The 17,998-nt window shown below is 73.6% G+C and carries 15 protein-coding genes and 2 pseudogenes; 9 read left to right on the top strand and 8 right to left on the bottom strand.

The window, feature by feature from the left end; translation table 11 throughout:
- The first annotated feature begins 73 nt into the window (after positions 1-73).
- Positions 74-280: an MbtH family NRPS accessory protein gene (locus tag C9F11_RS41615; protein ID WP_138965625.1), complete on the top strand. Its 207-nt coding sequence runs from the start codon at positions 74-76 to the stop codon at positions 278-280.
- Complete coding sequence (locus tag C9F11_RS41620; protein WP_171076024.1) at positions 277-807, top strand: GNAT family N-acetyltransferase; 531 nt, start codon at positions 277-279, stop codon at positions 805-807. Before C9F11_RS41615 ends, C9F11_RS41620 begins: the two co-directional genes overlap by 4 nt.
- Positions 808-920: 113 nt before the next feature.
- Here the strand turns inward: C9F11_RS41620 and C9F11_RS49780 are convergent, their stop codons facing one another.
- The 3 genes from C9F11_RS49780 to ctaD all read right to left on the bottom strand — a co-directional run bounded on the left by C9F11_RS49780 (position 921) and on the right by ctaD (position 4,516).
- The gene (locus C9F11_RS49780; RefSeq protein WP_138965627.1) at positions 921-2,186 is read right to left on the bottom strand and encodes a globin domain-containing protein; all 1,266 of its coding nucleotides are present in this window, start codon (positions 2,184-2,186) and stop codon (positions 921-923) included.
- A 140-nt stretch (positions 2,187-2,326) separates the two neighbouring features.
- The gene (locus C9F11_RS41630) at positions 2,327-2,890 is read right to left on the bottom strand and encodes a hypothetical protein (RefSeq protein ID WP_212767881.1); all 564 of its coding nucleotides are present in this window, start codon (positions 2,888-2,890) and stop codon (positions 2,327-2,329) included.
- Between the two features lie 3 nt (positions 2,891-2,893).
- Entirely contained in the window at positions 2,894-4,516 is a 1,623-nt protein-coding gene (gene ctaD, locus C9F11_RS41635; protein ID WP_249402285.1) for a cytochrome c oxidase subunit I, read from the bottom strand.
- Positions 4,517-4,949: 433 nt separating this feature from the next.
- Here ctaD and C9F11_RS41640 point away from each other — a divergent pair, with 433 nt between their 5' ends.
- Positions 4,950-6,548: a GAF domain-containing protein gene (locus C9F11_RS41640; RefSeq protein ID WP_171076169.1), complete on the top strand. Its 1,599-nt coding sequence runs from the start codon at positions 4,950-4,952 to the stop codon at positions 6,546-6,548.
- A gap of 19 nt (positions 6,549-6,567) precedes the next feature.
- Here the strand turns inward: C9F11_RS41640 and C9F11_RS41645 are convergent, their stop codons facing one another.
- Positions 6,568-7,284: a response regulator transcription factor gene (locus C9F11_RS41645; protein WP_138965631.1), complete on the bottom strand. Its 717-nt coding sequence runs from the start codon at positions 7,282-7,284 to the stop codon at positions 6,568-6,570.
- 193 nt (positions 7,285-7,477) lie between these two features.
- Between C9F11_RS41645 and C9F11_RS41650 the strand changes: the two genes are divergently transcribed.
- Positions 7,478-7,852 carry a VOC family protein gene (locus tag C9F11_RS41650; protein ID WP_138965633.1) on the top strand — a complete coding sequence of 125 codons (375 nt, stop codon included), beginning with the start codon at positions 7,478-7,480 and terminating at the stop codon, positions 7,850-7,852.
- Positions 7,853-7,920: 68 nt separating this feature from the next.
- Here C9F11_RS41650 and C9F11_RS41655 read toward each other — a convergent pair whose 3' ends face one another.
- From C9F11_RS41655 to C9F11_RS41665, 3 genes are all read right to left on the bottom strand, one after another.
- A complete protein-coding gene (locus C9F11_RS41655) occupies positions 7,921-9,009 on the bottom strand; it encodes a hypothetical protein (RefSeq protein ID WP_138965634.1) in 1,089 nt (362 codons plus the stop codon).
- 2 nt (positions 9,010-9,011) lie between these two features.
- Positions 9,012-9,368: a PadR family transcriptional regulator gene (locus tag C9F11_RS41660; protein WP_138965636.1), complete on the bottom strand. Its 357-nt coding sequence runs from the start codon at positions 9,366-9,368 to the stop codon at positions 9,012-9,014.
- Positions 9,369-9,455: 87 nt separating this feature from the next.
- The gene (locus C9F11_RS41665; RefSeq protein ID WP_138965638.1) at positions 9,456-10,199 is read right to left on the bottom strand and encodes a hypothetical protein; all 744 of its coding nucleotides are present in this window, start codon (positions 10,197-10,199) and stop codon (positions 9,456-9,458) included.
- Between the two features lie 163 nt (positions 10,200-10,362).
- Between C9F11_RS41665 and C9F11_RS41670 the strand changes: the two genes are divergently transcribed.
- The 3 genes and pseudogenes from C9F11_RS41670 to C9F11_RS41680 all read left to right on the top strand — a co-directional run.
- Complete coding sequence (locus C9F11_RS41670) at positions 10,363-10,908, top strand: GNAT family protein (RefSeq protein WP_138965640.1); 546 nt, start codon at positions 10,363-10,365, stop codon at positions 10,906-10,908.
- A gap of 138 nt (positions 10,909-11,046) precedes the next feature.
- Complete coding sequence (locus C9F11_RS41675) at positions 11,047-12,096, top strand: methyltransferase (protein ID WP_138965642.1); 1,050 nt, start codon at positions 11,047-11,049, stop codon at positions 12,094-12,096.
- A gap of 129 nt (positions 12,097-12,225) precedes the next feature.
- Positions 12,226-12,476, top strand: a pseudogene (locus C9F11_RS41680) (aminoglycoside phosphotransferase); the annotation flags it as partial.
- Between the two features lie 44 nt (positions 12,477-12,520).
- On the opposite strand, the gene C9F11_RS41685 reads toward C9F11_RS41680, so the two are convergent.
- Positions 12,521-13,030, bottom strand: a complete 510-nt coding sequence (locus C9F11_RS41685) for an ATP-binding protein (protein WP_138965644.1) — start codon at positions 13,028-13,030, stop codon at positions 12,521-12,523.
- Positions 13,031-13,178: 148 nt separating this feature from the next.
- Between C9F11_RS41685 and C9F11_RS41690 the strand changes: the two genes are divergently transcribed.
- Both C9F11_RS41690 and C9F11_RS41695 read left to right on the top strand, forming a co-directional pair.
- Entirely contained in the window at positions 13,179-16,076 is a 2,898-nt protein-coding gene (locus tag C9F11_RS41690; protein ID WP_249402112.1) for a LuxR C-terminal-related transcriptional regulator, read from the top strand.
- 356 nt (positions 16,077-16,432) lie between these two features.
- A pseudogene (locus C9F11_RS41695) lies at positions 16,433-17,932 on the top strand (S8 family peptidase); the annotation flags it as partial.
- Between the last annotated feature and the right edge of the window lie 66 nt (positions 17,933-17,998).

The following is a 17,998-nucleotide window of genomic DNA, read 5'->3' on the forward strand; positions in this document are numbered from 1 at the left end:
GCTCCGCCCCGGGGCACCCGCACCGCCGGTGCCCCGGGGCGGCGACACCGCACCCACGAGAGGAGACCACACCATGGACGAGAACACCCGCTACCAGGTGCTGCGCAACGACGAGGACCAGTACTCGCTGTGGCCCATAGACGTCGACGTCCCGGCGGGCTGGCACCGCACGGACAAGGAGGGCACCGAAGCCGAGTGCTCCGCCTACGTCGACCAGATCTGGACCGACATGCGTCCCCGCAGCCTGCGCGAGCGAATGGAACGAGAGGCATCCCGATGACGCTGCCGACGCCCACCACGCCACCCCTGTGCACCGAGCGCTTGGACTTCACGCCCTACCGCCCCGAGGACGAGGACCACTTCGTCGCCCTCCTGCGCAACGAGGTGGTCTGCCGCTGGATGGGCCAGGACCAGGTTCCCGAGCCCGACCTGCGCAACCTGTTCAAGGCGATCTTCACCGATGTGTATCCCCAACGCCTCTTCGACGTATGGGGCGTCTGGCACGACGGCACGTACATCGGCCATGCGGAGTGCAAGAAGACCGGCAATGTCGACGGCCACGAACTGATCACCGCGCTGCTTCCGGAGTACTGGGGGAAGGGATTCGGCACCGAGGCCGTGTACGGCCTGATGCGGCACGCCGCCGAGAACCTCGGCCTCAAGGAGGTGTACGGCATGGTCGGCGCGGAGAACGCCGCGAGCCTCGCGCTGTGCCGGCGCCTGAACGCCCAGCACGTCCGTGACGTCGTGGGCGACGACGGCACCGTGACCAAGATGATCCTGATCCCGCTCACCGACCTGATCTGATCCGCCGCGTCCGTCCCGGCCGCCGGATCCGGGACGTACGTCGTGACGTTGCGCACCGCCCACGCCGACCGGGCGGTGACAGCGCGGCGGCACGGCCAGGACGGACGCCGGTTTCAGACCCCGGGCCCCTGGGGCGCGGATGCGGTCAGGTCGTGGCGTATCCGGTTAGCGGGCAGGCCAAGGGCGGACAGGCGCCGCACCGTGGTGGCCAGGGCGGGCGGGCCGCTCACGAAGACGGGCCCGCGTGAGAAGGCCGGACACCGGGCGATGGCGTCGGCCAGCGCGTCGCCCTCGGCGGCCGCACCGACGACGGTGACGGTGCTCAGCCACGGATGGCGGCTCTCCAGATCGGCCGCGGCGGCCGCGGCGTACAGCTCGTCCCGGGTGCGCGCGCCGAGGAACAGCCGGGCGGTCCGGCCCGGCAGGCGGCGCCGGGCCAGGTCCTGGAGGAGCGCCCTGGCACCGGCCCAGCCGGTGCCGCTCGCCGCGATCAGCACGTCGTGCCGGAGGTCGCCGTCCCTGAGCGTCATCGTCCCCTGCGCGGGGCCGACGAGAAGCGAGTCCCCGACGCGGGTGCGGTTCACCAGGGCGTCGCTCACCCCGCCCGGACCGGTGCGGCGGACGTGGAACTGCAGCTCGCCGTCCGGGCGCGGGGCGCACGCCACGCTGAACGGGCGCCAGGCCCGCGCCAGGAGCGGCGACTGGAGCAGGGCGTACTGACCCGCGCGGTACGGAAACGGCTCGGTGGGGGAGACCCGGAGCACGGCCAGGTCCGGCCGGCACTGCCGGTGGCCCGTCACCGTGGCGTGCCAGAAGGGCCGTTCCGCGAGAGCCGCCTCCGCGCCCCGCACCATGGCTGCCACCGCCCGCCGCAGCATGCGCTTCCACGCCTCTTCCGCGTCCTGGCGCCACCAGCTGCCGCCACGGCGGCGCAACGCCTCCACCAGGGCCGTCTCGAACACCTCGTAGTGCACGGGGCGCACGCCCAGCTTGCGGTGGTCGCGGCCCAGGCGGCGGCAGAAGGCGGTCACCTCGTCCGGGCGGTCCAGGTGGTCGATCAGATAGCGGAAGGCCTGTTCCAGATGGGCCCGCTGGAAGTCCAGCGACTCGGGGAAGAGGCGCCGCAGATACGGGTGCTGGTCGAACATCGCCGCGTACAGCTCCGAGATGAGCCGGTCGAAGGGGATGACGAGGGGCAGCGACTCGGTGATCAGCCGGTGGTCCTCGGCTCCGTCGTGACGGTCGCCGCCGGTCCCTGCACCGGGTGACCCCGCACCGGTGGGGGCGGGGTCCAGCAGGCTCTGCCGCAACCGCTTCGCCTCCTGTCGCGCGAGCAGTACGCGGTATTCCTCGAACTGGTCGGTGGGGTCGGTCTGCACAGCGGCTTCTCCTGCTCTGGCTCCGTGGAGTGCGCTCCCGCCCGTCCCCGGAGCGCCTCGCGAGTCTCGCACCGGGCCCCGCCGCCCGAACGGCCCTCCCCATGGGGTCCTTCGGCCCCATGCGGAACGCGGGAGCGGGCCTACCGCGGGGGCCGCGCGGGCCCGGCCCCGGCGCGGCGGTGGACCGCGCGGCCATGGGCGAACGCGATGGTGAGGAACAGCGCGAGGACCGCGGCGGGAGCGAGGGCCGCGGTCAGCCACGCCGAGGCGTCCCCGGGCCCGGCGGCCACCTTGACGACCGCGACGGCCACCGCGGTGACGAGGCCGCAGCCGACCAGGACCGCCACGACGTTCCGGGAGTCCCTCCGGCCGGCCGGGGGCGGGCCGACGCGCAACCGCGCCCAGTGGTACGCGGCCTCCCGCGACTCGCGGCGCCGCCACAGAGCGGCGCGGACCCGCAGGGCGGCCGTGACCACGGAGCCCGTGGCGGCCGCGGCGCCGGGCGCCCACCACGTCCGGTCCAGGAGCAGCAGCACGGCGGTCACGGCGGCCGCGGCCCAGCCGCTCACACAGGCGGCCGCGGCCGTGCGGCGGGAGACGGGGCGGTCGGCTCCCGCGCGCAGCTCGGCGAGCGCGGGAACGTACCAGACACAACCGGCGGCGGTGACCAGGGCGGTGCCGAGGGCGAGAGCGGCGTGGGGCACGGCCTACCTCGCCGCCCCTTCGAGCTCGGCGACCTCCGGGTGGTGCAGGTCGAAGGCCGGGGACTCGGAGCGGATGCGGGGGAGCCGGGCGAAGTTGTGCCGCGGGGGCGGGCAGGAGGTCGCCCACTCCAGGGACCGGCCGTAGCCCCAGGGGTCGTCGCCGCCGACGGGCTCGCCGTACTTGGCGGTCTTCCAGACGTTGTAGAAGAACGGCAGCAGGGACAGGCCGAGCAGGAACGAGCCGATCGTGGACAGGGTGTTGAGGGCCGTGAAGCCGTCGGCGGAGAGGTAGTCGGCGTACCGGCGGGGCATGCCCTCGGCCCCGAGCCAGTGCTGGACGAGGAAGGTGAGGTGGAAGCCCGCCGTGAGCGTCCAGAAGGTGAGCTTGCCGAGGCGCTCGTCGAGCATCTTGCCGGTGAACTTGGGCCACCAGAAGTGGAATCCGGCGAACATCGCGTACACGACCGTGCCGAAGACCGTGTAGTGGAAGTGGGCCACCACGAAGTAGGAGTCCGAGAGGTGGAAGTCCATCGGCGGCGAGGCGAGGATGACGCCGGTCAGGCCGCCGAAGACGAAGGTGATGAGGAAGCCGACGGTCCACAGCATCGGGGTCTCGAAGCTGAGTGAGCCCTTCCACATGGTGCCGATCCAGTTGAAGAACTTCACGCCGGTGGGCACGGCGATGAGGAAGGTCATGAAGGAGAAGAAGGGCAGCAGCACCCCGCCGGTGACGTACATGTGGTGCGCCCACACGGTCACGGACAGACCGGCGATCGCGATGGTCGCGCCGACCAGGCCCATGTAGCCGAACATCGGCTTGCGGGAGAAGACGGGGATGACCTCGCTGACGATCCCGAAGAACGGCAGCGCCAGGATGTACACCTCGGGGTGGCCGAAGAACCAGAAGAGGTGTTGCCACAACAGCGCCCCGCCGTTGGCCGGGTCGAAGACGTGGCTGCCGAACTTGCGGTCGCACTCCAGGGCGAACAGGGCCGCCGCGAGGACGGGGAAGACCATCAGGACCAGGAGCGCGGTGAGGAGGACGTTCCAGGTGAAGATCGGCATCCGGAACATCGTCATGCCCGGTGCGCGCATGCAGATGATGGTGGTGATGAAGTTGACCGCGCCCGCGATCGACCCGAACCCGGACAGGGCCACACCCATGATCCACAGGTCGGCTCCGACGCCCGGCGAGTGCACCGCGTCGGACAGCGGGGCGTAGAGGAACCAGCCGAAGTCGGCGGCTCCGCCCGGGGTGAGGAAACCGGCGGCCGCGATCGTGGAGCCGAACAGGAACAGCCAGAAGGACAGCATGTTCAGGCGCGGGAAGGCCACGTCCGGGGCGCCGATCTGCAACGGCATGATCCAGTTCGCGAAGCCGGTGAACAACGGCATGGCGAACATCAGGAGCATGATCGAACCGTGCATCGTGAAGGCCTGGTTGAACTGCTCGTTCGACATGATCTGCAGCCCGGGCCGGGCCAGCTCGGCCCGCATGAACAGGGCCATCACACCGCCGACGATGAAGAAGACGAACGCGGTGACCAGGTACAGCGTCCCGATCCTCTTGTGGTCGGTGGTGGTCAGCCACTCCGTCCACGACGGCCGGTCCGCCTCGGCGGCCACCGGCAGCCCGCCCCGGGGCCGTGCGGCCGTCACCTGCTGTATCTGCGCCTCGTCCACCGGACGGCGTCCTTCCCTTGGTGCTCATGTCGTCGGCGGCCGGGAAGCGCCGTGCACACGGGGGGACGGGGCGGCGCTTCCCGGCCGCAGCCACATGATCGCCGGTGGGGCACGGGGTCCTGCCAGGGCCGAACAGTCCCCGACCGGGTCCGCGGGTAGGGTCCAACGGCCCCTGTCCGCACGCCCTTGACCAGCGCGAACGCGGCGTCTGACGGCAGCGGGGGCCGTGCGTTCCGGCACGGGAGACGGCCGTACCCTACGGAACACCGACCGACTCAGGAGTTCCCCCATGTCCGCATCGCCACCCCCGGCGGCAGCGCCGGCACGTCTGCGCCTCGACGTGCCGGACCGCATCCACAACCTCCTCGACGCCGTCATGAACCTGGGACACGGCCTCGAACTCCCCCAGGTCCTGCGGGACATCGTGGAGGCGGCGGTCACGCTCACCGACGCCGAGTACGGGGCCCTCGGCGTGATCGGTGACGGCCGCCGCCTCTCGCAGTTCCTGCCGGTGGGCATGGCCGACGAGCTGGCCGCCCGGATCGGGCAGGCGCCCTGCGGACGCGGCATCCTGGGCGAACTGATCCGCAATCCTGCGCCGCTCCGCCTGACGGATCTCGGCCGCCACCCGGCCAGCTTCGGCTTTCCCGCGCACCATCCGCCGATGCGGACGTTCCTCGGGGTGCCCATCCGGGTGCGCGACGAGGTGTTCGGCAACCTCTACCTGACCGAGAAGCGCGGCGGCGCGGGATTCGACGCCGACGACGAGGCCGTCCTGACGACGCTGGCCAACGCCGCCGGAGTGGCGATCGACAACGCCCGCCTTTACCACGAGAGCCGTCGGCGCGAGCGCTGGCTGGAGGCGCTCAGCGAGATCACCCGCAGTCTCTTCGCGGGGACCGCGACCCGCGAGGTCCTGCGCCTGATCGCCCGCCGCGCGAGCGAGGTGGCCGACGCCGACCTCGCCGCCGTACTGCTCCCGGCCCCCGCGGGCGGCGACCTGCTCACCGTGGAGGTGGCGCACGGCCCCGGCGCCGCGCACATGGAGGGCGTGACCCTGCCCGCGCGGGGATCCCTCGCCGGGCTCGCCGCACGCAACGGCGAGGCCGTGGCCACCGCGGACGCCGACAGCGACCCGCGCGCCCATCCGCTCGGCGCGGCGGCGTACGGCCCGACCATCGTGGTCCCGCTGCCCCAGGGCACATCGGCCCCCGGCGCCCTGCGCCTGAGCAGGCGATCCGGCCGCCCGGCCTTCGACGACACCGAGGTGCCGCTGGTCTCGCGCTTCGCCGACCAGGCCGCGATCGCCCTCGAACTGGCCCGGCACCGCACCGAGTCGGAGGAGCTCGCCGTCCTCAAGGAGCGCGACCGCATCGCCCGTGACCTGCACGACCTGGCGATCCAGCGCATCTTCGCCACCGGCATGACGCTGCGGAGCGCGACCCGCATGGTCGAGCATCCGGACGCCGCCGAACGCGTGGCCCGGGCGGTGCGGGACCTGGACACCACCGTCGAGATCATCCGGTCGACCATCTTCGAGCTGCGGTCCGCGGGCGACGCCCGGGGCGGGCCCGGGCTGCGCCACCGACTGCCGGAGACCGCCCGCCTCGCCGCCCAGTCCCTGGGCTTCAGCCCGTCCCTGCGCATCGACGGACCCGTGGACTCCACCGTGCCGGCCGACGTGGCCGAGCACGTCCTCGCCGTGGCCGCCGAGGCCCTCAGTAACGTCGCCCGGCACGCCCGGGCCGCTCACGCGGACGTGGTGCTCGCCGTTCCGGGCACGGGGGACGAGCTCACGCTCACGGTGACGGACGACGGGGCGGGCATCTGTGGGCCGGGTAACTCCGCGGGGCGCAGCGGCGGTCTGGCCAATCTGCGCTCCCGGGCCGAGCAGTACGCCGGGACCCTGACCGTCGAGTCTCCGGAAGCGGGCGGCACCCGCGTGGTGTGGCGGGTGCCGCTGCCCGGCGACTGAACTCCCGTGCGCCCCTCGGCTAGCGCCGGGCGACCTGCTGCTCGCGCAGCCGCTCGGCGATCACCGCCGCCTGGACGCGGCGGCCGACGCCGAGCTTGGTCAGGATGGACGAGACCCGGTTCTTGATGGTCTTCTCGGCGAGGAACAGCCGGTCGGCGATCTGCCGGTTCGTCAGGCCCTCGCCGATCAGCGCCAGGATCTCCGCCTCGCGCGGTGAAAGGCGCTCCAGCTCCGGCGCGCGGGCGGGCTCGGGCTCCGGATCGCGCAGCCGCGCCATCACCCGGGCGGTCGCGCGCGGGTCGAGCATCGACGCCCCGCCCGCCACCGTCCGCACGGCGTGCACCAGGTCCGAGCCGTCGATCCGCTTGAGCACGTACCCGGCCGCGCCCGCCATGATCGCGTCGAACAGCGCCTCGTCGTCGTCGAACGACGTGAGCATCAGACAGGCGAGGTCCGGCATCCGGGCCCGCAGCTCCCGGCACACCTCCACGCCCGCGTGGTCGCCGCTGCCGCCCTCGCCGAGGCGTACGTCGAGGACCGCGACGTCCGGCCGGACGGCGGGGACGCGGGCGAGCGCCTCGGCGGCGTCCGAGGCCTCCCCGGCCACCACGATGTCGGGCTCGGCGTCCAGCAGGTCCCGTATGCCTCGCCGCACCACCTCGTGGTCGTCGAGGACGAAGACCCGCAGCGGCGAAACGGGCGCGGGAACGGTGTCGTTGTGTGTACGTGCTTCCACGGAAGACCAGCGTACGGGCCGTGCGCCCGGTCCCCGGCACGAGGTGCGGGCACCCGGCGGCGGTCACCGGGAGGCCGATGCGGTGAGGCGCCTTCGCTGCGGGTGAACCCAGCGGTACACCCCCGCCGCAGTGGGTACGAGCCGTCCCGTACGGAACATCACCGAAGTGCCCTCGGAGCGAAAGGCGCTGGACATGATTCGGAAGCTGCAAGCGGTCGCGCTGGACTGTGCGGATCCGGTACGGCTCGCGACGTTCTACGCGGAGCTGCTCGGCGGCAGAGTGGTCGCGGATCCGGGGGACTCCGACTGGGTCGAAGTGCACGGGTTCGAGGGGACACCGCTGGCCTGCCAGCGCGTGGACGGCTACCGACCGCCCGAGTGGCCGGGCCAGCAGCACCCGCAACAGCTCCACCTGGACTTCGACGTCGACGACCTCGAAGTGGAGGAGAAGCGGGCCCTGGGCCTCGGCGCCACGGTCCTTGAGCGGACGGACCAGCTCCGCCCGGAGGCCAACTGGCGTGTGTACGCGGACCCGGCAGGGCACCCGTTCTGCCTCTGCCTGCACTGAGCCCGCCCTCGCCCCTGGCCGCCCCGGCCGCGCGCGTCCTCGTCGGCGCGGCCGGGTGGTGACGGCGGCTAGTCGGCGCCGTGGGGCTCGGCGGCGTCCGGGCGGCGGCTCGCGCGCCACTCGCTGACCGCCGTCCAGCCCAGGCTGCCGACCACGCCGGTGTAGAGCGCGAGCCAGAAGTCGAAGGACGTCTCCGCGTCCAGCACGTGGTCCACGAACAGCAGGGTGACCACGCCGAGCAGCAGCAGCGTCCCGTACATCTTGCGGCGGGCCGCGCGCTCCTTCTTGCGGGGGCCGTCGGCGAGCCGGAGGGCGTAGACCTCGACGTCCCCGAAGACGTCCTCGGCGTGCTCGCCGGGCACGGCGGCGAGGTGCTGCCGTGCTTCGCGCACGTGCCCGCGCGCCTCGGCCGCCGTCATGCCGTGCCGCCCGCGCAGCAGCCCGCCGAGCCGGTCGAGCCACGCGGCGTCGTCGCGCCCCGCGGGCGGGCGCCCCGCGAACCACCGGTCGACGACGCGCTCCGGTACGGCGAAGGCCCCCACGGCGCAGGCCGCGCACCCCGCCAGCAGGACCGGCACGGGCACGCTGAACAACTGCCCCTCGGGCACGGCGACCCCGACCCCGCCCCCGGCCGCGATGACCGCGGGCACAGCGGCGGCGAAGGCGTACGCGCCCTTGAACCGCCCGGCGGACCGTGCCACGACGGCCACGGCGATCAGCCCGACGGCCAGGACGACGGTGGTGACGCCCACGACGCCGGGCCAGCTCACGCCCGCCCACAGCCCGTCACGCACCCAGTCGATGGCGCACAGGATGGCACCGACCACCCCGAGCGTGCCGAACGCGGCGAGCAGCCGTTCGCCGGGAGTGAGGCCGTGGGTGTCGGTCCGCGCCCGGTACTCCTCGCTGACGCGTTCCTCGGCGACCGCGCGCGCGTACGCCTCCGGCGCGCCGAACAGGTCCCGGGCGGTGCGGCCTTCCTCGCGCACCAGCTCGTGGACCTCGGCGAGGACGTCGTCGGCGAGCCCCGCGGGCGCGTCGTGGTCGAGGACGAGGCGCAGCTCGACCGTCGCCGCCCAGTCCGCGTTCTCGTCGAGCTCCCAACGGAGGCTGTTCTTCCGCGTCTGCTTCTGTGACTCGTGCTGTGACGTGGCCACGGCTACTCCTCGTCCCCCGCACCGTCGGCGAGCGTGGCGACCCTGGCGGTGAACGCGTGCCACGCGGCCCGCTCCCGCCGCAGTCGCTGCCGCCCGGCCTCGGTGATCCGGTAGTACTTGCGCCCGGGCCCGCCCTCTCCCGCGCCCCACTCGATCTCGACGGCGCCTTCCTCTTCGAGGCGGCCGAGGGCGGGGTAGAGGGCGGCGGGCTTCACGCCGGTGAGTCCCGCGTCGGCGAGGCGGCTGAGCAGGGCGTACCCATAGCTCTTGGCCTCGCTGTCGAGGACTCCGAGAAGGCAGAGCGGCAGGGCCGCCCGGGTCCAGGCCGCCGTCCCAAGGGCTGCCGCGTGTGCTGCCACCGAGGTCGCTCCTCTGCTTCACCGACTATTACGGAATCCAGAATAGTCGAGGAGCTGAGTACCCGGACACGCACCCCCGCGCGGCGGCTACGCGGCCCGGCCGTCCCGCAGCCGGACCGCCGCGCGCCCGGTCGCGGGGTCACGCTCAAGCAGGACGTAGCGACTGAGGACGGCGAGGGCGACTATGCAGCCGCTCATCTCCAAACCCTCCTCCACGAGCGTGCCCAGCATGAGCACGACGCTGTGGCCGTTCTCGAGCGCCCAGCCGTTGAACGCCTCGGTCACCAGCGCCCCGCCGAGATACACCCCCAGCGCGCTCAGCACCCCGTTGCGCAGGTCGCGCGGGAGCTTGCGCGCCCACAGCACGGCGCAGACGGTGCCCGCCGCCGCGAGCAGTGCCCCGGGCAGCACCCAGGCGTGCGTGGGCAGCGCACCCCCGGCCCATTCCTTCCACGAGCGGCCGACCTCGCCGAGGCGCTCGTGCAACGACACCGTCTCGTCGATGCTGAGCAGCGCGGTCGCGGCGGCGAGGCCCAGCCACGACAGCCGCCCGGGGCGGGTGTCGCGCCCGCTGAGCAGTGCCGCGGTCAGCGCCACGCCCGCCACGGCCAACAGGAGCGTGCTGTTCCACCACGTGGCCAGATTGGCCTCGACGTCGACGTTCACCAACCTGCGGATGGTCGGGATGGAGTCGTAGTGGTTGTAGGCACGCGTACCGAGGTCGGCGAGGAGTAAGAACGCGGTGGCGCCCGCGGCGAACCACAGGACACGGTGGGCAGGCGGTCTCACGAGCTCACCGACGCGCTGGTCGTGGGTTTGTGTATCGGTCATGCGTACGGAGGCTAGCGGCTTGATCGGCGGACGAAGCGCCCGGGGCGCTCCGCGGGGTGCTGTTCCGGACAGAACTCCCGCGGCGGCGCGTGCGCGGTGAACTCGGTTCCCGTGCCGACTTATTGGATTGCCGCTGATCGGCACGGTCGGATAGGAAGCTCCCATGTTGAGAGGGAACAAGGTCGGGCTCAGGGCCCGGCACGAGGACGACATGCCCGTCCTGCAGGCCGAACTCCACGACGACGTGGTCAACCAGGCCCGGTCCGACACCCGGCCGTGGCGGCCGATCACGCCCGGCTCGAAGGAGTCGCCCTTCGCGGTGGACGACAAGGAGCAGCGTCACGCCGCCTTCTCCGTCGTGGAGTTGGAGGGCGGCACGCTGGTCGGCGACGCGGTGCTGTGGAACATCGACCAGCACAACCGGTCCGCGCACATCGGCCTCGGACTGCTGCCGACCTCGCGCGGCAAGGGCTACGGCACGGACGTGGTCGGGGTCCTGTGTCACTACGGCTTCGTGGTGCGCGGCCTGCACCGCCTGCAGATCGAGACCCTGGCGGACAACCCCGCGATGCTGCGCTCCGCCGAGCGCAACGGCTTCGTCCGCGAGGGGGTGCTTCGCTCCTCGGCCTGGGTGATGGGCGAGTTCGTCGACGAGGTGCTGCTGGGCCTCCTCGTGCGGGACTGGAAGCCGGACCTCGCCTCGTCGTGACCGATGAGGCCCGGGCCCGGCCCGGTGACGCTCAGAACGCGCCATTGGTGACCCGTGCGGCGGACACCGGGGTTGAGGGCGCGGGCCGTGGGGCACGGCTGTGCTCGACCGGGCACGGGAGAGGAAGGAGCCGGGGCGATGGGCGACAGGGGCAGTGCTGGTGAGCGGGGTGCGCACGGCGGGGACGGGGGAGGTGCCGCACTCATCGACGCGGCGCTCGGCTTCGTGTTCCCGGCCGCGCTCAGGGCGGCCGCGCTCGCGCGCGTGGCCGACCACCTGGCCGACGGGCCGCGCGCGCCCGCGGAGTTGGCCGCCGCCACCGATACCGACCCGGCGGCCCTGACCCGGGTGCTCCGGCTGCTCGCCACGCGGGGCCTGTTCGGCGAGGACGAGCAGGGCCGCTTCCGCCTGGAGGCGGCAGGGCAGGCATTGCGGTCCGACGTCCCGGGCTCGGTGCGGGACGGGGTCCTCATGATCACCGACCGTACGTTCTGGCTCCCGGCGGGCCGGATGGACCACTGCCTGAGCACCGGCGGATCCGTCTTCGAGGAGATCTTCACCCGGCCGTTCTTCGACCACTTCGCCCAGGACGCCAAGACCGCGGCCGTCTTCCACGACGGCATGGCCGCCATGTCCGGCGTGGAGAACGGACCGATCGCCGGCTCCTACGACTTCCCGAAGACCGGCACCGTCGTGGACGTCGGCGGCGGCCAGGGCGGGTTCCTCGCCGCGATCCTGCGGGCCGGGCCGGGGCTCAGCGGTGTGCTGTACGACCGGGCCCACGTCGTGGCCGGGCACCGCCTCGCCGACGACGCGGCACTCGCCGGACGGTGGTCCACCGCGGAGGGTGACTTCTTCACCGACGTGCCCAAGGGCGACGTCGTCGTCCTCAAGCGCATCCTGCACGACTGGCAGGACGAGCAGTGCGTCCGCCTGCTGCGCGCCTGCCGCCGCGCGCTCGCCCCGGGCGGGCGGATCCTCGTGGTGGACGCGGTCATCGCACCCGACAACCGCCCCCATCAGGCCAAGGACCTGGACCTGTTGATGATGGCTTCGCTGGTGGGGCGTGAGCGCACGCACGAGGACTTCCGCGCCGTGCTGGCCGAGGCGGGCCTGCGGCTGACCCGTGTCGTCCCCACTCCCACCGTCCTGAGCATCGTCGAGGCCCAGGCCGTGGACGACGCGTAGCCGACGGACGGCTCCCGGACGCGCGCGGCCGGGTGGGAGCATGCGCTGCACGAGCCCCTCGGGCACCGGGAGGTGACCCGGATCGACCCGAAACCCGTGCGGACCACCGCCCCACTACCGTTGCTCCCCATGACGGCACCCGACACGGACATCACCGAGGACTTGATCCGGGATCTGCTGCGTGCACACCACCCGGACCTGGCGGACCGCCCCCTGAAGCTCGGCGCGCGTGGCTGGGACAACCAAGTGTGGCGGCTCGGCGACGACCTCGCCGTCAGGATGCCCTGGGCGACGCGGACGCGGCCGTCAGCCTCGCCGCCTCCCTGACCGCCCTCCACCGCCCCGCCCCCGACGGGGCGCCCGAGGGCCGCGACCGCGGGCGGCGGGTGGCACCCGACCCGGACGGGGCGCCGGGACCTGAGGCTCAGGGCAGGGGGAGTTCGGCCAGGACGGTCGTGCCCGTGCGGGAGGGGCGGATCGTGGTGTGGGCGGCGTAGGCCTCCACGAGGGCGAGGCCGCGGCCGGACTCGGCGTGCAGGAGGTCCGCCGTGGCGTCGTCCGGCGCGGTGGTCTGCCGGTCGGCGCGGCGCGTCACCCGGCGGTGCCAGCAGCCGGTGTCGTGGACCTCGACGCGCAGGACGCCGGTCAGGAGACGCAGCCGCAGGGTGACACGGGGGCTGCCGCTGTGCAGTATGACATTTGTGACCAGCTCAGTGACGACGAGCGCCAGCGCCTCGCGGGTGGCGGCATCGAGGCGCCAGGCCCGCGCGGACGTCGTCGCCAAGCGGCGCAGGGCCGGAGCCGCGGCGGCGGTGGCCGCCAGCGTGGCCAGCGACTCGCGGTGCACGGTGGCCGGGCCAGCGGGCGCCGCGGGCGCGGGCGGGATCGCACCGGTGCCCGTTCGGGACGGTTGCGCGTACTGGGCGGTGATCATGCGGTCCTCCCGCTGCCGTGCCCGGAGCCTCGCATCACGGGCGCTTAGCACGCTGTCAACCACGGCAGGCGAAAAGCAATCAGTGCCGGGCGAAATACGGATACGCAAAGAAGGCCGGAAGGCCTGGTAGACGGCGTACAGGAGCAGCGTGGTCACGCAGGGTGAGGAATTCTGGGAAGGCCGGATACGGCGGACACTGGCCGAGAAGGACGCCGGTCCCGTGCTGGTCCTGGTCGCCGGAGCCGCGGGCACCGGCAAGAGCCGGCTGCTGCGGCGCCTGGCCGAGCTGCCGGAGGCCGTCGGCGTGGTGACCCCCTGGCGCTGCGGCGACCGGCAGGCGCCGGACATCGCCGCCGACGCCCCCGCGCTCGTACTGGTGGACGACGTGCACGCGGCGGACGCGAAGGCTCTGGCGCGGATACGGGACGTGGTGGCCAAGGCCGCGCCGCGGACGGCTTTCGTCGTCACCTACCGCCCCGAAGAACTGGCCCGGCCCGGTCTGCCGTTCGGTCCGGCGCCGCTTCGCTACCCCGACGGCCTGGTGATCCTGCGCCACCAGGTGTTGCCGTGGCACGCCGGTCAGGTCGCCGAGGCGGCGCGCGAGGCCCTGGGGGAGGGGTGCGCACCCCAGGCGGTGGCTCGGCTGCACGAGCGGTCGGGCGGCGTGGCGCAGGTGGTGGTCGACCTGCTGGCCGTGCTGCGGGACAGCGCGGGGGAGCGCTGCACCGCCGCTGACGTCGATGCCGCGGGGGTGCCCGTACGACTGGCCGAGCTGATGCTGCACCGCACCGACGCCCTGCCCGGTCCCGCACGGCGCGTGGTGTGGGCCGCGGCGGTCCTGGGCGAACCGGCGTCCGGGGCGGACCTGCTGACCGTGGCCGGGCTCGCGGCGCGTACGGCTCAAGGAGCGGACGAGGACCGTGGCGAGGACGGCGGCCGCGGCGACGGCGGCCGCGGTGGCGGTGGCGACGGCGACCGGGGAGGCGACGGTGACCGGGGAGGCCATGACAACCGCGACGGCCGCGACGCGCTGGTGGCCGCCCTCGCGCGAGCCGCCCTGGTGGAGGACGCCGAGCACCGCTACGCCCTGCCGGTCCCGCTCGCGGCCGAGGCCGTCCTGGAGACGGTTCCCGGGCCCGTGCGCCAGGAACTGCACGGCCGGGCGGCCGCGCTGCTCCAGCGCAGGCACCCCGTGCCCTGGGCGGCCCTGGCCCGGCACCGGCGGGCGGGCGGCGAGATGCGCGCCTGGCTGCGGGCCGTGGAACGCGCGGCCCGTGCGTTCGCGGCCGAGGGCCGCCACCAGGAGGTCATCGCGCTCCTTGAGGACACCCTCGCCTCGCCGCTCGTGTCGCACCCCGCGCGAGCGCGCCTCGCCCCCGTCCTGGCCGCCAGCGCCGTCGTCGCGCTGCGCTCCGACCAGACGGTCGAGGTGCTCACACAGATCGTGCGGGACGAGAACCTGCCGAAGGCCGTGCGCGGCGAGATGCGTCTGGACCTGGGACTCCTGCTGTGCAACCAGGTGGGCATGAGCACGCACGGCTGGGCGGAGCTGGAACGGTCCGCCGCGGAGCTGCGCGAGGCGCGGCCGGAGCTCGCGGCCAGAGCGATGTCGGCCCTGGCCATGCCCTATTGGCCGGGCAACTCCCTGGACGTCCACCTGGCGTGGATGCAAGACGCCGAGCGGGCCAGCGCGGCCAGCGGCGACGAGGTCGTGAAGACCGCCGTGGCCGCGAACCGGGCAGGGCTGGCCCTCAGTTACGGCAACCCCGAGGGCTGGGAGCTGCTGAAGGCCCTCCCCGTCGACAGCCCCGACCCCCGCTGCCGCCGCCACGCGGCCCGTGGCCTGTGCAACGCCGCGGACTCCTCGGTGTGGCTGGGCTTCTACGACCGCACCCGCGAACTGCTCGACCAGGGCCTTGAGCTGTCCGCGCGCAGCGGCGCCCCCTACACCGAGCGGACGGCGATGGGCACCCGGCTGCTCCTGGAGTGGGCCACCGGGCAGTGGGAAGGCCTCGGTGAGCGCTGTGAGGCGTTCGTCCGCGAAACCGCGGACATGCCGGTCATCTCGGCCGACGCCCGCACCGTACTGGGGCTGCTCAACCTCGCGCGCGGCGGCTGGGGTCCGGCGGCGTCATGGCTGTCGGGCAAGGACGCGCCCCTGGCCGAACACGCCGCCGCACCCCTGGGCGCGACCCTCGCCGGGGCGCTCATCCGCCTCGCCCTGGCGCGGCAGGACCTCGCCGACGCGGCCGCGCAGGCCCGTACCGCCTGGAACAACATCGTCACCAAGGGCGTGTTCGTCTGGGCGGCGGAGCTGGCGCCCTGGGCGGTCGAGGCGCTGGCCCGCGACGGCGACACCGCGGGCGCGCGCCGGCTCGTGGACACCTTCGCCGACGGCCTGAGGGGTCTTGAGTCCCCTGCCGCCGACGCGGCCCTGTGGTGGACCCGCGCCGCGCTGGCCGAGGCGACCGGCGACCCGGCTCGGGCCAGCCCCCTCTACCAGCGGGCGGCGAGCGCGTTCGCCGCCCTGCCCCGGCCCTACGCCCACGCCTTGACCGCCGAGGGCGCCGGACGTTGCGCCCTGCGGGAGGCGGACGCCCACACACCCGACGGCCGTGACACGACGCCCGACGGCCGTGACACGACGCCCGGCCGCCGTGACACGGCGGACGACGGCCGCGACGACGCGCACGACGAGGACCCCACCCCCGACGCCACCCCCGACGCGCCCCGCGAACAGGGCCTCGCCGATCTCGCCTTCGCCGCCGAGCAGTTCAGTGGTCTGGGCGCGGCATGGGACGCGGCGCGCGTACGGGCGCTCTCGCGCGCCCACCAGCCCGAGAAGCACCGCCGCCGCCCCGGGCGGCCCTCCTACCGCGACCAGCTCTCCCCGCGGGAGCGCGAGGTCGCCGAGCTGGCGGGCAACGGGCTGACCAACCGTGAGATCGCCACCACCCTGCACCTGTCGCCCCGTACGGTCGAACAGCATGTCGCCCGGGCCATGCGCAAACTGGGCACGGCGACCCGGCAGGAACTGGCCCCGTAGGTCGCCGACGCGTCCCCAACACCGCCCGGCTAGGCCCGCGTTGAGGGAACCGGCGCCCGTGCCGCCAGCAAAACCCCAGGTCAGGCCTAGACCAACACGGCCTGCGGGCCCGGTTAATTGCGTATCCGTAGGTTGGGCCTTCCGGATAGGCGTGCTGTTCGTCCAGCCATAAGTTCCCTGCCACCGGTTGGTCGAACGTTCATCTGTTGCAGGCCGTACGAGTCCTGCGTGACGGACAGGCGTGCGTCCGACCGGTGGCGCGTCATGGCGTCTTCGCAGAGCCCGGCGCGCCGTCGCGCCTGTGCCGCCCCCACATCCCCACGCACCATTCGGCACAGGCGCGGAGCACTTTTGTCATGCACGGCACGAACCGCTGGTCCGGCACGCCCGGACCAGCCCGTGAAAGGCACACCTTGAGCGGTTCCACACGCATACGCACATCCCTGCTGGCCACGGTCGGCGCCGCCGTCCTGCTCGGCACCGGAGTCACCACCGTCGTCGCAGCCCCGGGCCCGGACTCCGCCGCGGTACCCGGCGCGTCCGTGGCGAAGGCGGTCCCCACCGAGCGCCTCATCGTCGGCTACACGGCACGCGCCGACGAGGCCACCTCCAACACCGAGGCCCGCGCCGACGCCCGCGCCAAGGGCGAGGACGTCGGCGAGAACCTCGCCTTCGAGCGGCGCCTCGGCACCGGCGCCGCCCTGGTCGACCTCGGTGACGACCTCGGCACCAAGGACGTCAAGGACGTCATGGCCGCCTTCGCCGCCGACCCCGACGTCGCGTACGTCGTCCCCGACACCCGCGTGTACGCCGCGGCCGACCCCGACGACACCCTCTACCCGAAGCAGTGGGACCTCTTCGAGGACCAGGCCGGCATGAGGGTTCCCGGCGCCTGGGCGCGGGGCGCCACCGGTGAGGGCGTCCACGTCTCGGTCATCGACACCGGCTACGTCGCCCACTCCGACCTGGCCGCCAACGTGGTCCCCGGATACGACTTCATCTCCGACCCGTGGATGGCCCAGGACGGCGGCGGCCGGGACAGCGACTCCGCTGACCCCGGCGACTGGATGAACCGCGGCGAGTGCGGCACCGACGCGAAGGGCCAGCCCGTCCCCGCCCGCGACACCAACAACTCCTGGCACGGCACCCACGTCGCGGGCACCATCGCGGCCTCGGGCGACAACGCCAAGGGCATCACGGGCATCGCCCACCGGGCCAAGGTCCAGCCCGTCCGCGTCCTGGGCAAGTGCGGCGGCACCACGGCGGACATCATCGACGCCATCACCTGGTCCTCCGGCGGCACCGTGCAGGGCGTCGCGGCCAACCCCTACCCCGCCGACGTCATCAACATGAGCCTGGGCGGTGCCGGTGCCTGTGACGCGGGCACGCAGAGCGCCGTCAACGCCGCGGTGAACCGCGGCACCACCGTCGTCGTCGCGGCCGGCAACTCCAACGCCAACGCCGCGAACTTCAACCCGGCCAGCTGCAAGAACGTCATCGCCGTCGCGGCCGCCGACCGCCAGGGCAACCGGGCCGTCTACTCCAACTACGGCAGCGCCGTGGACGTCACCGCCCCCGGCGGCGAGACCTCGCCGAACACCGCCGACGGCATCCTGTCCACCCTGAACTCCGGCACCCGCGGCATCGGGGCTGAGACCTACACCGCCTACCAGGGCACCAGCATGGCCGCACCCCACATCGCCGGGCTCGCCGCGCTGATGTACCAGACCAAGTCCGGCATCACCCCGGCCCAGGTCGAGTCGGCCATCAAGGCCAACGCCCGCCCGCTGCCCGGCACCTGCTCCGGCGGCTGCGGCGCGGGCCTGGCCGACGCGACAGCGACCCTGTCCGCGCTCGGCACCCCCTGACCGGAACGGAACCCCACGGGGCCCGGTGCCGCGACGGCGCCGGGCCCCGGCACG

It is taken from the genome of Streptomyces sp. YIM 121038, from assembly GCF_006088715.1.
GTDB lineage: Bacteria > Actinomycetota > Actinomycetes > Streptomycetales > Streptomycetaceae > Streptomyces.